Genomic DNA, 14,077 nt, shown 5'->3' with positions numbered 1-14,077 from the left:
TCACCACGATGAGCAACGAGGTACGGACTTCATGAACGACCAGATCCAGCCCGAGGGCGAGGGCTCGGCCCAGCACGCCGAGCACGACCACGGTGCGCTTGGCGACGCCGAGTATGCAGCGTTCATGGAGCTCGCCGCCGAAGAGGGCTTCGACGTCGAGGACGTCGAGGGCGCCATCGAGGAGGCCGGGCACGGCCCGCTGCCCGTGCTCGCCGTCGTCGGCCGCCCCAATGTCGGCAAGTCGACCCTGGTGAACCGCATCATCGGCCGCCGCGAGGCCGTCGTCGAGGACAAGCCGGGCGTCACCCGCGACCGCGTCACCTATGAGGCCGAGTGGGCGGGCCGCCGCTTCAAGGTCGTCGACACCGGCGGCTGGGAGCAGGACGTCCTCGGCATCGACGCGTCCGTGGCCGCCCAGGCGGAATACGCGATCGAGGCGGCCGACGCCGTCGTCTTCGTCGTGGACGCCACGGTCGGCGCGACCGACACCGACGAGGCCGTCGTGCGCCTGCTGCGCAAGGCGGGCAAGCCCGTCGTGCTGTGCGCCAACAAGGTCGACGGCCCCTCCGCCGAGGCGGACGCCGCGATGCTGTGGTCGCTCGGCCTCGGCGAGCCGCACCCGGTCTCCGCGCTGCACGGCCGCGGCACCGGCGACATGCTGGACGCCGTCCTCGAAGCGCTGCCGGAGGCGCCCGCGCAGAGCTTCGGCACCGCCATCGGCGGCCCGCGCCGCATCGCGCTCATCGGCCGCCCGAACGTCGGCAAGTCCTCGCTCCTGAACAAGGTCGCGAACGAGGAGCGCGTCGTCGTCAACGAACTCGCGGGCACCACCCGCGACCCGGTCGACGAGCTCATCGAACTCGGCGGCGTCACCTGGAAGTTCGTCGACACCGCCGGTATCCGCAAGCGCGTGCACCTGCAGCAGGGCGCCGACTACTACGCCTCGCTGCGCACCGCCGCCGCCGTCGAGAAGGCGGAGGTCGCCGTCATCCTGATCGACGCCAGCGAGTCGATCAGCGTCCAGGACCAGCGCATCGTCACCATGGCCGTGGAGGCGGGCCGCGCCGTCGTCCTCGCGTACAACAAGTGGGACACCCTCGACGAGGAGCGCCGCTACTACCTGGAGCGGGAGATCGAGACGGAGCTCGCGCAGGTCGCCTGGGCGCCGCGGGTGAACGTCTCGGCGCGCACGGGCCGCCACATGGAGAAGCTGGTCCCGGCGATCGAGACGGCCCTGGACGGCTGGGAGACGCGGGTGCCGACGGGGCGTCTGAACGCCTTCCTCGGCGAGCTGATCGCCGCCCACCCGCATCCGGTCCGCGGCGGCAAGCAGCCGCGCATCCTGTTCGGCACCCAAGCGGGCACGAAGCCGCCCCGGTTCGTGCTCTTCGCGTCGGGCTTCATCGAGCACGGCTACCGCCGCTTCGTGGAGCGCAGGCTCCGTGAGGAGTTCGGCTTCGAGGGCACGCCGATCCACATCTCGGTGCGGGTGCGCGAGAAGCGCGGCCAGAAGACCCAGAGCAAGAAGAAGTAGCAACGGTACGGGGCGGGCGGCACGCCGGCCCCGGCGGCGCACACGACGATGCCCGGCCTCCCACGGGGAGGGCCGGGCATCGTCGTGCGGGGGCGGGCCCCCGGCGGCGCCGTGCGGGGTCAGCGCTCGCGGCGCGGGCCCGGCGGCAGCGCGGCCGGGAAGAGCTGGCCGTAGCCGGTGTGGTCGGCCTGGCTCGGCTGGCCGTAGCGGGCGACGTGGAAGGGGCTGTGCCGCGGGTCGTGCCGGGGGTCGTAGCGCGGGTCGTGCCGGACCGGGTGGCGCGGTTCGTACCGGGCGTCGTGCTGGTTGCCGTAGGGCGCGTTGCCGAACGCGTTGAACCTGAGCTCCTCCTCGCCGATCCGGTCGCCGGGCAGGGCGCGGAACGCCCTCATGTACTCCGAGTACAGCGCGTCGTAGATCGGCGTGGCCGAGTGGGCGCCCGACATGTCCTGCGCCGTGCGCATGGACGGGATGGGGCTCTGGTACGGCCGGTGGGGTGAGGGATCGTATGCGTGCACGTCTGGGCCAACGACCCCGGGGCCGGACGGATGCGGGGAAGAGCACCGCATTCGCCTGGTAGGCGGCAGTGGCCGCCCCGATGCCGTCCGCGCGGCGGGCACGCGGACGGCTGGTGGACCAGGCTCACGTACCGGCCAACGGCATGGCGCACGCGACCAGTTGGCCACCGCCCGCCGCCCGGTCCAGGGCGCCGCGCAGCAGGTCCTCGCGGGGCTGGCGGCCGATGGCACCGGCGGGCGCCGCGAACAGGAGCACCGACTGCAGCTTGTTGGCGGCGGCCCGCCAGCCCTCGGTGACCTGGAGCGGCTGGTGCGCCTGCCACCAGGCGACCTGCGGGCCGTTGCCCGTGCCGGGCTGCAGGATGGCGTGCAGCTGGCCCATGGCGAGCAGCACCGACCAGCCGTGCAGCGTCGGCGGCACGGCGTCCAGGGACGTCACCGGCATGAAGCCCTGCTCGATCAGCAGCGGCAGGAAGTCGTCGCCGCCGCCGGGCGCGGCGCCGGGGCGGGCGATCGGCCCGGTCGGCTCCACCACGAGCGCGGGCCGCAGCTCGCCCTCGATGAGGACCAGGCCGCTGGTGACGCCGAGCACGGCCTGCTCGGGGCGGCCGCCGAGGGCCGCGGCGGAGTCGGGGGCGACACCGGTGTCGCCGGTCTCGCCGGTGATCGAGCGGACGGCGCCCTGGAGCTGCTCCTCGGCGACCTCGACGATCTGGGACGGCAGGCAGGCGGCGTGGGCGAAGGCGAGCACGGCGGTCTCGTCGCCGACGAACAGGACGGTGCTGGTGCGCTCGCGGTCCGAGTCGCCGGGGGTGCGACAGGAGGTGCAGTCGTAGGCGCCCGGGGCGTTCTGCCCGGCGAGCAGGCGGTCGGCTTCTTCATCGCCGATCTCGGCGCGTACCTCGTCGCTGAGGTCGAGCATGCGCGGCACGGGTGGCTCCTCGGAATCGATGCGTGGGGTGTCCGGGTGGTGCCCGGCTCATGAAGGAGACAACGGGCGATCAGTGGTGCAAGTCACGCGCGGGGGCGGACGGAATTGAACTGTCCTGAGCGGAGCGTGAGTTGATGGGCGGAATCGGTCACTCCATGCCAACAACTGCTGGGGAAAGGGAAGTTGGGGTGGTGAGGTGGGTCACAGATCAATTCGGGTGCGGGGTGACATGTATCGATATCGGACTATTAAGTGGGTGTCCGAAACTCGACGATACTCCCGGTAACAGGCAACTGGCCTGGAATGACGAGGATCCGGTTGATGGCGGGGCGCGAGCGCTCCTAGATTCCACCGCCGTGTGCAGTGAGCACCGCTCGGGTACGACCGCCGATCGCACCGGCCGGACTTCCGGCAGCACGGTGCGGCAGGGCGCCGCGCAGCCTCGACGACCGCCACGGATCCGCCCGGATCCCGGTGGCGGTACGGCGGCGCGCCGTCCGGCCGGCGGGCGGGGCTCGGCGGGATCCCGGCGTCCGATACGCGCGGGGCCCGTGGAGCCCGGGGGAACCCGGGTCCTTGGAGAGGGAAATTCATGTCCGTTCGTCCCCAGTACATTCGCAGGACGGCAGTGCTCGGCGGGGCCGCGCTCCTGGCGCCCCTCGCACTGCTCGCCGCGAGCGGTCAGGCCGCCGCGGACAGCGGAGTGTGGGACCGGATCGCCCGCTGCGAGAGCGGCGGGAACTGGCAGACCAGCACGGGTAACGGCTACCACGGAGGGCTGCAGTTCTCCGCCGGGACCTGGCGGGCGTACGGCGGCACGGCGTACGCGCCGACGGCCGACCGGGCGTCCAAGTCGCAGCAGATAGCCATCGCGGCGAAGGTCCAGCGCGCCCAGGGCTGGGGCGCCTGGCCGTCCTGCTCGGCCCGTGCCGGGGCCCACGGTTCCGCCCCCGGCGGGGCCGCGCCCGCGCCCGCCGCCCCCAAGCCGGCGGCGCCCAGGTCCACCGCGCCGAAGGCCGCCCCGGAGCAGCCCGCTCCGACGTACCGCGCGCCCGCCCGCAGCGACCGGGGCACCGCGCACCGCGCGCCCGGCGGCACGGGCAACTACACCGTCCGGTCCGGCGACACGCTCAGCCGCATCGCGGCGGCGCACGGCACCAACTGGCAGCGGATCTTCGCGGCCAACCAGGGAGTCATCGGCGGCGATCCGAACATGATCGTGCCCGGCCAGCGGCTCGTGGTCTGACGCCGTGACGTCCTGACGTCCTGACGCACCGACGCACCGACGCACCGACGCACCGACGCACCGACGCACCGACGCCGCGGCCGGGCCCGACCGGCCGCGGCGGAACGGCCCCTGCCGAAGGGACGCGGCCACGCCCTGTCGGCCGACCGGGTGGGGCCGCACCCCTTCAGCGCGGCGCGGGCCGGGCCGGACCGATGATCTGCTTAGCGTGACCCGATGCACCCGCTGTCGAACACACGTCTTCGATCTCGGTCCGTGACTCTGCTCGCCGCGGCGGCCCTGTCGCTCCTCGCCCCGTCGGCCACCGCGTCGCCCACGCCCACGCCCCCGCTGCCGGGCGCCGAGGCCACCAGGTACACGTACGACTGCTCCCGTGCCGAGGGCCCCTGGGCCTGCCTCGCGCACTGCGAGAGCAGTGGCCGCTGGGACGCCAACACCGGGAACAACTACTACGGCGGCCTGCAGTTCTACCAACCCACCTGGGAGGAGCACGGCGGCCTCGCCTACGCCCCGCGCGCGGACCTCGCCACCCGCGAGCAGCAGATCAAGATCGCCCAGAACGTGCTGCGCAACCAGGGCTGGAAGGCCTGGCCGGTCTGCTCCAAGAAGGTCAAGGAAGCCAAGCTCGACGGCTACGCGCTGCTGCCGGTGCGGATCACGCACGTCGTCAAGCGCGGCGAGACGCTGAGCTCCATCGCCCGGCGCCACCACCTCAAGGGCGGCTGGAAGACCCTCTACAAGGCCAACCGCAAGATCGTCGGCCCGCAGCCGGACCGGCTGAGCCCCGGCACGGTGCTGCTCATCCCGGACAAGTGAGGCGGCTTCACCCCGCTGACCCGGTGTGACCCGCCGCCGGGACCTCCGCGGCCTCCCCGGCGAACACGACCTCGCCCCGGCGCAGCTCGTACACCACCACCGCCCGGCCCGCGCGCCCGCGCAGGCCGGACGGCAGCCGTTGTTCGGCGACGACGACGCCCGCGCCCAGATCCTTGAGCAGGTCGTACGTCCGCGACGCCACGGCCGGGGACATGCCCTGGGCGGGTTCGTCGACGAGGACCACGCGCGCGTCCGCGAGCAGGGCGCGGGACAGCGCCAGCATGCGCTGCTCGCCGCCCGACAGGGTGCCCGCGCGGCGGGCCAGCAGGGGCCGCAGTTCCGGGTACGCGGCCAGGGCGGCGGCGAAGTCGCCGCGGGCGTGGGCCAGCTCCAGGTTCTCGCGGACGGTGAGCGAGCCGAAGACGGCCTGCCGGTCCGGCACGAAGCACAGGCCGCGGCGGGCGCGTTCGTGGGCGGGAAGGCGGGTGATGTCCGCGCCGTCCCACGTGACGGCGCCCCCGGACACCGGGACGGTCCCGGCCAGGGCGCGCAGCGCGGTCGTACGGCCGGAGCCGTTGCGGCCGAGGAGGACCGTCAGGCCGGCTGAGGGGGCGATGAGGCTCACGCCGTGGAGGGCCTCCAGGGGGCCGTAGCGCACCCGGACCGAGCGGAGCTCCAGGCCGCGGCTCATCGCGCTCCGCCTTCGGCGAGGCCCGATCGCCTGTCCCTGTCCAGCACCCGGTCCGCGGGGCCCGAGGCGACGACGTGCCCCGCCGCCAGCACGTACACCCGGTCGGCGAGGCCCGCCACCAGGTCCAGGTCGTGCTCCACCACCAGCAGGGCCGTCCCGTCCGCCGCGAGGGCACGCAGGATCCGTGCGAGCGCGGCCACTTCGGCGGTGTCCAGGCCCGCGGCGGGCTCGTCCAGGAGGAGGACGTGCGGGTCGCCCGCGAGGGCACGGGCCAGTTCGACGCGGCGCAGCGTCCCGGTGGGCAGCCCCTCGGCGGGCCGGTCCCGCACGGAGTCCAGCTCGAACAGCCGCAGCGCCCGCTCGGCGGCACCCGGATCCCGCACCCGCCCCTGCTCGGCCCCCACCCGCACGTTCTCGGCGACGGTCAGTGTCGGGAACACGGCGAGCTGCTGGAACGTACGGGCCACACCGATCCGCGTCCGGGCATGTGCCGGCAGCCGCGTGATGTCCCGTCCCCCGAACGTCACGCGCCCCCGATCCGGCCGCAACGCCCCGGCCAGACAGTGGAAGAGGCTGCTCTTCCCCGCCCCGTTGGGCCCGACGAGCGCGGTCACCCGGGCGGGCGGCACGGACAGGGAGACGTCGTGGAGGGCGGTGAAGCCGTCGTACGAGAGGTACAGGCCGTGGGCCTTCAGCTCGGCGGGGGGTGGTGGGCCGGGAGGCCGCGGTGGCCCGGGTAGGCCGGGCGGTTCGGGGCGTTCGGCCGGGCCCGGCTGCCGCTGCGGTCCCGCCGGGGAGCCGGGCGTGCCGGTGTCCGGGGCTTGTCGCGACTCGCCGGTGCCTTTGGGGAGTGGGAAGCCCTGGGCGTGTCGGGTGGTGTCGCGGCCGGCCGGGGTCGGGCTGTTCGTGGGGCTGGGGTCGGGTGGGGACGCGTTCGTGGCACGGGCAGCGGGCCGCGAGTCCCCGTCGTCGACGGCAGGGGTCGCGGGTTCGGGCCGGGCGGGTGGTGCAGCCGGGGCGGGCCGCGGGGGTGCTGTGGCTGGGCCGTGGGGTGGGTGCGGGGTGTCGCCGCGGCTGCCGGGGGCGGACGGGCTCGGGGTGCCCGTCTCGGGTGGTGGGGGTGTGCCGTGGGCGGTACGGCGGGTGTGGTCGCTGTGGGCCGGTGGCGGGCTGTTCTCCGGGCTGCTGTCCGGTGGTGGGCTGTTCGTGGGGCTGTCGGCCGGTGGGGTTGTGTCTGGGTGGTGGGCCGTCGCCGGGGAGTCTGTGCCGTCGGTGTGGGTGGGTGTCCGGGAGTTGTCGTCGGTGGTGGCGACAGGCTCTGGGAAGTCTGCGGCGCTGGTGTGGGTGGTTGCGGGGGTGGGCGGCGCGGGTGGGTGCGGGGCGGGCCGTGGGGGCTTCGGCGGGGTGGTTTGCGCGTGTGGTGTGTGGTGTGGGGGGTCCTGTGGGGCGGGGGTCGCCAGGGCCAGGCGGACGTGGTCGCCGAGGGGGGTGAGGTGGGGGCGGCGTCGCAGGCGGTGGGTCGCTGCGCGGAGGGCCTCGTAGGGGCCGCCGGGGAAGCGGCCGATCAGGATGGCGAGGACGCCGATCACCGCCGCTGCCACGCCGCCGCGGGTGCCCGCGTCCAGGCCCACCAGGAGGGCCGCCGCGAGGAGAGAGCCCAGGAGGCTGTCCGCGCCGAGGACGACGACGGCCGCGAACCAGAGGAGGCCGCGTACGGGGTCGTACGCGGCGGGGTCGAAGGCCCGGAAGCCCATGCCGAGCATGCCGCCGCCGAGGGCCGCCAGGGCCGCGCCCGTCACGAACGCGGTGAGTTTCAGGGTGCGCACGGGGACCCCGGCCGCCGCCGCCCCCGCCTCGTGGTCCCGCATCGCCGCGAGGGCCCGGCCCGTGCGGCCCCGCCGTAGCGCCGCGACCAGCAGCAGCGCGCCCCCGAGCAGGGCGAGTTCGAGGAGGTAGTACGCGCGGTCGCCGTCGAAGCCCGCGGGGCGGCCGAGGGCGAGGCCGGACGTGGCGTACGGCTGCGCGAACACGAAGCGGCTGACGCCGACGCCGACGGCGAAGGTGGCGAGGGCGAGCGCAAGGCCGTGGCGGCTGATCGCGGGCCAGCCGGTGAGCAGGCCCAGCGGCGCGACCAGCAGCACCGCCACGGCCAGCGCGGCCAGCGTCGGCAGCTCCGGCAGGCCGGGGAACCGGCCCGCCGCGAGCAGCGCGGTGAACAGGGCGCCCAGACCCGCGTACGCCGCCTGGCCCAGGGAGATCTGCCCGCCCCTGCCGGTGACCACCACCAGGGACAGCAGGATGACGCCGAGCGCGGGCACCTGCACGGACGTGGTGAGGTCCGGGCCCGCGAAGCCCAGGGGGATGAGGAAGAGGACGACGGCCACTATCCACGCGCCGGGCGGCGTCGGGACGCGGGCCGTGGCCGTGCGGGGCAGCGCGTCCCCGGTGCCGATGCCCGGCAGGACGAGCGCCGCGATCAGCAGGGCCACGACGAACAGGTTCGCGCCGACCGCCTGCAGCAGCGGCTCGCCCCAGCCCGACGGGTGCAGCCGGGTCAGCTGGCTCTGGGCCACGCCGATGCCGAGCGCCACGACCACGGCCACCGGCAGGTTCCGCATCCGGGCGGCCACGGCGACGGCCACGACCTCCATGACGAGCAGCGGCATGCCGTACGGGTCGAGACGTACGTACGGAGCGAGCAGCACGCCGGTCAGGCCCGCCGTGAACGAGCCGAACGCCCAGCCCGCCGCCGCCACCCGGTCCGCGTCGATCCCGGCGAGGACCGCGAGCCGCCGGTCGTCCACGACCGCGCGCAGCTCCTCGCCGAAGCGGGTGAACCGCGTGACCGCCCACACGGCGAGCGCGAGCACCACGGCGGCCGCCAACTGCCCCCACGGGTCCGCCGACACGAGCGTCGGCACGTCCGCGCGGGCGCCCTGCCCCCAGATCAGCGCCGCCCCGCCGACAAGGAGCACGAACACGCCGATCGACGCGACCAGCGTCTGGGCCGGGTCGCCGCCGAGCACGGCGAGCGGCCGGAAGACCACGCGTTCGAGGACGAGGCCGATCGCGGGCGCCACCACGAGGAGGGTGACCGCGGCGGCGAACCAGAGCGGCCAGTCCCACTCGACAGTGAAGTGGCGCAGCAGATAAGCGCACACCATCGCGATGGCGCCGTGCGCGAAGTTCAGCACGCCCGTCGCGCGGTGGGTGACGATCAGGCCGATTCCGGTGAGGGCGGCGGCACTGCCGACGGAGAGCCCGGCCAGCGTGAGGTCGTAGCTCAGGGAAGCCACCGGGTCAGGCCTCCGGGTCCGCCGCGGCCCCGGCGCCGTGCGGGGGCGCGCAGATCGGGCACGGAGTCGTCGCGCCGGACGCCAGGACGTCCGCGTCGGGCGGCACCGCCGTCGCCTTCCCCGCCACCAGCGGGCAGTCCGCCCGGTGCAGGAGCCTGCCCTCGGGCACGATCAGGAGGTCGTCGCTGGTGGCGAGGGGCGCCGCGGCCCGCTCGGCGCGCACGGCCGCCGGGTCCTCGCCCTCGACGGCGACGAGCAGCCCGTACAACTCCTCGACGCGCGCCGCCGCGAGCGCCCCGCGGCCGTGCGCGAGGAGCACCGCGCCCGCGACGATCAGCGCGGCGCCCGGCACCGTGCAGGAGGCTAGGTAGGGCAGTTGGCGCTCGGCGAAGCGCTCGCCGGAGATGCCGTACCAGCCGATCACGCAGAGCACCGCGCCGACGGCGAGGGCCGCGAACGCGGCCCACAGCGTCGGATGCACCGCGCGCAGCCTGGCCGCGCGGGAGGCGGCCGAAGACGCCGTGGGAGATCGCTGAGCCGTCCGTGCCGCCCGCATCGAGGCCCCCTGGGAGACGTCGTAAGTCAGACAGGTCTGTTACTGACAGGTCTGTTCATGTCAGCCAATGGCTTGCACTATGCCTTCTGGAAGCTGACCCTGAAAGCACCGGGCGCTCTTCGCCCGGACCGACACCCGGTGGTGAGCCAGATGGTTCTCTGGACCAGCCCCAGGCGGAGGAGCGATCTTCGGCGGGGAAGGACGCGGGGCGCGGTGCTGGCGGCCGCCGCGGTCCTGCTGATCGTTCCGGCCGCCGCGGCCTGCGGTGACGACAGCGGCGGGGGCGACGACAACGCGCCGCCGAAGCCCTCCGTGGAGAAGACGGACAAGACTCCCGCGGACTCGCCGTCCCCGAGCGCGGCCTCCGACGGCAGCGCGGCTCCCGACGGCGACGAGCCCGCCGACCCCGTGGCCGCCGAGAAACAGGTGCGGACGAACTTCGAGAAGTTCTTCGACCCGGCCACGTCCCTGCGCGACAAGGAGGCCGTCCTGGAGGACGGCCCGAAGATGCGCGCGGTCCTGCAGGGCTTCAGCGGGGACGAGCGCGGCAAGCAGGTCGGCGCGAAGGTCGGCAAGGTCGAGTTCACCTCGGCGACGGAGGCCGACGTGACGTACGCGCTGACGCTGAAGGGCGCCACCGCGCTGCCCACCGCCAGCGGGACGGCCGTGAACCAGGACGACACCTGGAAGGTGTCCGTGAAGACGCTGTGCGCCCTGGTGAAGCTGAGCGGCAACGCGTCGCCCGGCCCCGGCTGCTGAGGCCTTGAGCAGCCGTCGGGCCCGGGCCGCTGGGGCCCTGAGGCGGCGGGGACGGGCCGTCGGGGCGCCGGGCCCGCGCGCCCGGCGGCGGTGGCGCTCCGGCGTCCTCGCCGCGCTCGCGACCACCGCGCTGCTCGCCGGCGCGGCCTGCGGCAGCCGCCTCCCGGAGAGCGACTTCGAGGAGCGCCCGCCCGCGCCGCGCGGCAGCCGGCAGGGGCCGCCGGTCCGGGTCGGCATCATCACCAGCGCCACCAGCCCCGTCGGCGGCTCCGCGTTCACCGGCCCGCGCGACGGCGCCGAGGCGTACTTCGACCGCCTGAACGACCGCGGCGGCGTCGGCGGCCGGAAGGTCGAGGTGCACACCTGCGACGACGGCGGCAGCGGCGTCGGCAACAACGAGTGCGTGCACCAACTGCTCGACGAGAAGAAGGTCGTCGCCCTCGTCGCCACCACCTCCCTCGACTACGCGGGCGCGTCCCGGGTGTCGAAGGCCGGCGTGCCCGACATCGGCGGCCAGCCCATCGGCTCCGCCTACGACACCTACCCGCACCTGTACGGCATCTACGGCAGCCTCGCGCCCCGCGACGGCGAGCCGGGCTGGGACGGCGAGTTGTACGGCGGCACGGAGGTCTACCGCTACTTCAAGCGTGAGCACGGCGCCCGCACCGCCGCCGTCGTCTCCTACAACCAGGCCGCGTCGGCCGCGTATGCCCGCCTGGTGAAGCGCGGCCTGGAGGCCGAGGGCTACGACGTCGTCACCGAACAGGTCGACTTCGCGCTGCCCAACTTCCGCGCCGTCGCCGCCGACCTCAAGGACCGGGGCGTCGACCTCGTCTTCGACGCGCTGGACACCCACGGCAACGCGCAGCTCTGTAAAGGGATGGACGACGTCGGCGCCGACATCACCGCGAAGGTCACCAACGTCCAGAACTGGTCATCCACGGTGGCCGAGGACTACAAGGGCGCGCCGCGCTGCCGCAACGCCCTGTGGGCCACCGGATCCAGCCGCAACTACGAGGACACGGACCACCCGGCCGTCCGGGAGTTCCGCGACGCCACCAAAGGGGCGAAGGTCCACTCCCAGTGGCAGCTGGAGGGCTGGGCCGCCGCGATGTGGTTCACGGACGCGGCAAAGTCCTGCTCAGCGGCCGGGAGCGACGTCACGCGCGGGTGCGTGGACCGCTTCATGAGCCGGGGCGAGCCGTACGACGCGCGCGGGCTGCTGTTGCCCGTGACGTACGAGCGGCGCGAGCGGCCGCCGAAGACGCGCGAGACCTGTGTGTCGGTGGCCCGCTGGCGGGACGGCGCGGACTCGGGCGGCGCGGACGGCGCGGGCAGCGCGGACGATGAGGGCTGGGTCACACAGGGCGAGATGAACCGCACCTGCTTCGACGTACCGCAGCTCTCCTACCAGCCATGATCGTTGTACCAGTCACGGAGTTCCCGCTTCCGGCTTGCGATCGCGCATCCGTTCCAGAACAAGACGGATATGGGACCCAACCCTTGGCCCTCGATTCCCGTCTAACCCCTCGGTAGGCGGACGAGACGGACTGTCCGCAGGGAAGCGCGGAATACGGGGACGTATGCATATCTCTTTCCTGATTCACAACGCGTACGGGATCGGAGGGACGATCCGGACGACGTACAACTTGGCGAACACGCTCGCCGAGCACCATGACGTCGACATCGTGTCGGTGCTGCGCCACCGCGACGAGCCGGTCTTCACCCCCGACGCGCGGATCAGGCTGAGCCACCTCGTCGACATCAGGAAGGGCAGCCCCGGGTACGAGGGCGACACCGAGGCCTACCGGACCCCGGCCAAGGTCTTCCCCAGCGCCGAGGGCCGCTACGCCCAGTACAGCGCCCTCACCGACGAGCGCATCGCGGCCCACCTGTCCGCCCTGGACTCCGACGTCGTCATCGGCACCCGGCCCGGCCTGAACGTGCACATCGCCCGCCAGGCCCGGCGCGGCGTGCTGCGCGTCGGCCAGGAGCACCTGACGCTCGACAGCCACACCAAGGAACTCCGCCTCCAACTGCGCAGCGTGTACCCGCGCCTGGACGTCCTGACCACGACGACCGAGGCCGACGCGGAGGCGTACCGCAAGGGGATGCGGCTGCCCGGCGTACACGTGCAAGCGGTGCCGAACCCGGTGCCCGCGCCCGGCATCGAGCCCGCCGACGGCTCCCACAAGTGGGTCGTCGCGGCCGGCCGGCTCGCCCCCGTCAAGCGGTACGACCTGCTGATCCGCGCCTTCGACAAGGTGCGGCACGAGCGCCCCGACTGGCGGCTGCGGATCTACGGCGGCGGCAAGCAGAAGGACAAGCTGCGCAAGCTGATCGACGACCTCGGCCTGTACAACCACGTGTTCCTCATGGGCCCGGCGCACCCCATCGAGCCGGAGTGGGCCAAGGGCTCCATCGCGGCCGTCACCTCCAGCCTGGAATCGTTCGGCATGACCATCGTGGAGGCCATGCGCTGCGGCCTGCCCGTGGTCGCCACCGACTGCCCGCACGGTCCGGGCGAGATCATCGACAACGGTGTCGACGGCCGCCTCGTCGAGGTCGGCAACGCCGACGCGATCGCGGGCGGACTGCTCGAACTCATCAACGACGACGCGCTGCGGCAGCGCATGGCGGGCGCCGCGCTCGAGGACTCCGAGCGCTTCGACCCCACCCGCATCGCCGAGCGCTACGAGGACATGTTCCACGGCATGCTCACGCGCGGCGGCTCGCTGGGCGGCCGGGTGCGCGGCTCGATGCACCGCGCGAGAGGGGCCCTGCTCGGCGGCGCGTACGCCGTGCGGGACGCCCGCCGGACGGTACCGACGAAGGGGCGCTTGGCATGACGGCCTTGTTCACACGGGGCACGCTGGACGACGCGCGGGAGACCGCCGCGGCCGGGGCGCCGCCGCTCGCACCGCGCGCCGACTGCATCGCGGACTCCGCGGGCGGCCTGACCTTCGACGTCACCGACCCCGGTGAGGCGGGCGCCGCCCATCTGCTGCTGCGGCTGCGGGAGTCGGAGCCGCCCGTCGAGGTACGGCTGCCGCTCACCCCGGCCGCCGACGGCAGCCTGCGCGCCGCGCTGCCCAGCAGCGTCGAGCTGGCCGAGGGCCGCTGGAACGCCTACGCGCAGGTCGAGGGCGGCGAGCCGCGCCGCCTCGTACCGGGCGTGAACGACCTGCGCTCGCTGGTCGACCGCGCGCCCAGCGGCAGCCGCGGCCACGTCGCGGTCCGCATCCCGTACGCCACCAAGCAGGGCAACCTGTCGGTGCGGGCCTGGCTGCGCGCCCCGCACGCCGAGGTCGGCGAGCTGCGCATCGACGACGCGGGCCTCACCGGCCACGGCCGGGTCTACGGCACCGCGCTGACCGGCGCCGCGCACCTCGAGGCCGTCCTGCGCGGCGACGTCGCCCGGGTGCTGCGCGCCGGGGTGACGCCCGGCGCGGCGGCCACGGACTTCGGCTTCACCCTGCCGTACGCCGAACTGGCCGACGGCGAGGGCGTCTGGGACCTGTGGCTCAGCCCGGCCGGGGACGAAGGGCCGCGCATCCGCCTGGCCCGCCTCCTGGACGACGTGGCCGACAAGAAGCCGATCTTCACCTACCCGGCGACGCGGGTGGACTGCGTCGGCGGCCAGGTCGAGGTGGGCCCGTACTACACGAACGACAACGACTTGGCGGTACGGGTCGCGGCGACGCCGGCGTAGCCGACCGGCCACGGGCCG

General features: G+C 74.2%; 12 protein-coding genes. 7 read left to right on the top strand and 5 right to left on the bottom strand.

Annotated elements, in window-relative coordinates; genetic code table 11:
* Positions 1-31 precede the first annotated feature (31 nt).
* Positions 32-1,534, top strand: coding sequence for a ribosome biogenesis GTPase Der (gene der / locus IE274_RS30190; RefSeq protein WP_190119088.1), 1,503 nt, complete (start codon positions 32-34; stop codon positions 1,532-1,534).
* A 119-nt stretch (positions 1,535-1,653) separates the two neighbouring features.
* On the opposite strand, the gene IE274_RS30185 is transcribed toward der, so the two are convergent.
* Positions 1,654-1,998 (bottom strand): hypothetical protein, encoded by a 345-nt coding sequence (locus IE274_RS30185; RefSeq protein WP_307822208.1) that lies wholly within the window; start codon positions 1,996-1,998, stop codon positions 1,654-1,656.
* A 178-nt stretch (positions 1,999-2,176) separates the two neighbouring features.
* Positions 2,177-2,983 carry a DUF8842 C-terminal domain-containing protein gene (locus IE274_RS30180; protein ID WP_190119086.1) on the bottom strand — a complete coding sequence of 269 codons (807 nt, stop codon included), beginning with the start codon at positions 2,981-2,983 and terminating at the stop codon, positions 2,177-2,179.
* 592 nt (positions 2,984-3,575) lie between these two features.
* On the opposite strand from IE274_RS30180, the gene IE274_RS30175 reads away from it, so the two are divergent.
* Both IE274_RS30175 and IE274_RS30170 read left to right on the top strand, forming a co-directional pair.
* Positions 3,576-4,229, top strand: a complete 654-nt coding sequence (locus IE274_RS30175) for a LysM peptidoglycan-binding domain-containing protein (protein WP_190119085.1) — start codon at positions 3,576-3,578, stop codon at positions 4,227-4,229.
* Positions 4,230-4,484: 255 nt separating this feature from the next.
* A complete protein-coding gene (locus IE274_RS30170) occupies positions 4,485-5,045 on the top strand; it encodes a LysM peptidoglycan-binding domain-containing protein (RefSeq protein ID WP_229909900.1) in 561 nt (186 codons plus the stop codon).
* Positions 5,046-5,052: 7 nt separating this feature from the next.
* On the opposite strand, the gene IE274_RS30165 is transcribed toward IE274_RS30170, so the two are convergent.
* The 3 genes from IE274_RS30165 to IE274_RS30155 are packed head-to-tail and all read right to left on the bottom strand — an operon-like array spanning position 5,053 to position 9,588.
* Positions 5,053-5,736 carry an ABC transporter ATP-binding protein gene (locus IE274_RS30165; RefSeq protein WP_190119083.1) on the bottom strand — a complete coding sequence of 228 codons (684 nt, stop codon included), beginning with the start codon at positions 5,734-5,736 and terminating at the stop codon, positions 5,053-5,055.
* Positions 5,733-9,032 carry an ABC transporter permease subunit gene (locus IE274_RS30160; protein ID WP_190119082.1) on the bottom strand — a complete coding sequence of 1,100 codons (3,300 nt, stop codon included), beginning with the start codon at positions 9,030-9,032 and terminating at the stop codon, positions 5,733-5,735. The genes IE274_RS30165 and IE274_RS30160 overlap by 4 nt, the downstream gene beginning before the upstream one ends.
* A 4-nt stretch (positions 9,033-9,036) precedes the next feature.
* Positions 9,037-9,588: a hypothetical protein gene (locus IE274_RS30155; RefSeq protein ID WP_229909899.1), complete on the bottom strand. Its 552-nt coding sequence runs from the start codon at positions 9,586-9,588 to the stop codon at positions 9,037-9,039.
* Between the two features lie 150 nt (positions 9,589-9,738).
* Here IE274_RS30155 and IE274_RS30150 point away from each other — a divergent pair, with 150 nt between their 5' ends.
* From IE274_RS30150 to IE274_RS30135, 4 genes are all read left to right on the top strand, one after another.
* Entirely contained in the window at positions 9,739-10,347 is a 609-nt protein-coding gene (locus IE274_RS30150) for an MTB12 C-terminal domain-containing protein (RefSeq protein WP_190119080.1), read from the top strand.
* 130 nt (positions 10,348-10,477) lie between these two features.
* Positions 10,478-11,767, top strand: coding sequence for an ABC transporter substrate-binding protein (locus tag IE274_RS30145; protein ID WP_190119132.1), 1,290 nt, complete (start codon positions 10,478-10,480; stop codon positions 11,765-11,767).
* Between the two features lie 163 nt (positions 11,768-11,930).
* A complete protein-coding gene (locus IE274_RS30140) occupies positions 11,931-13,196 on the top strand; it encodes a glycosyltransferase family 4 protein (protein ID WP_190119079.1) in 1,266 nt (421 codons plus the stop codon).
* Positions 13,193-14,059, top strand: coding sequence for a hypothetical protein (locus IE274_RS30135; RefSeq protein ID WP_190119078.1), 867 nt, complete (start codon positions 13,193-13,195; stop codon positions 14,057-14,059). Before IE274_RS30140 ends, IE274_RS30135 begins: the two co-directional genes overlap by 4 nt.
* Positions 14,060-14,077 lie beyond the last annotated feature (18 nt).

This window comes from Streptomyces flavofungini (assembly GCF_014650815.1).
Lineage (GTDB): Bacteria > Actinomycetota > Actinomycetes > Streptomycetales > Streptomycetaceae > Streptomyces > Streptomyces flavofungini.
This window is presented reverse-complemented; position numbering and strand designations above follow the sequence as displayed.

What these genes read in the sequence shown, in the direction of transcription:
- IE274_RS30140 (WP_190119079.1), top strand. Translation starts at nt 11,931, where the DNA reads ATGCATATCTCTTTCCTGATTCACAACGCGTACGGGATCGGAGGGACG.
- IE274_RS30150 (WP_190119080.1), top strand. Translation starts at nt 9,739, where the DNA reads ATGGTTCTCTGGACCAGCCCCAGGCGGAGGAGCGATCTTCGGCGGGGA.
- IE274_RS30165 (WP_190119083.1), bottom strand. Translation starts at nt 5,736, where the DNA reads ATGAGCCGCGGCCTGGAGCTCCGCTCGGTCCGGGTGCGCTACGGCCCC.
- IE274_RS30135 (WP_190119078.1), top strand. Translation starts at nt 13,193, where the DNA reads ATGACGGCCTTGTTCACACGGGGCACGCTGGACGACGCGCGGGAGACC.
- IE274_RS30155 (WP_229909899.1), bottom strand. Translation starts at nt 9,588, where the DNA reads ATGCGGGCGGCACGGACGGCTCAGCGATCTCCCACGGCGTCTTCGGCC.
- IE274_RS30175 (WP_190119085.1), top strand. Translation starts at nt 3,576, where the DNA reads ATGTCCGTTCGTCCCCAGTACATTCGCAGGACGGCAGTGCTCGGCGGG.
- IE274_RS30185 (WP_307822208.1), bottom strand. Translation starts at nt 1,998, where the DNA reads ATGCGCACGGCGCAGGACATGTCGGGCGCCCACTCGGCCACGCCGATC.
- der (WP_190119088.1), top strand. Translation starts at nt 32, where the DNA reads ATGAACGACCAGATCCAGCCCGAGGGCGAGGGCTCGGCCCAGCACGCC.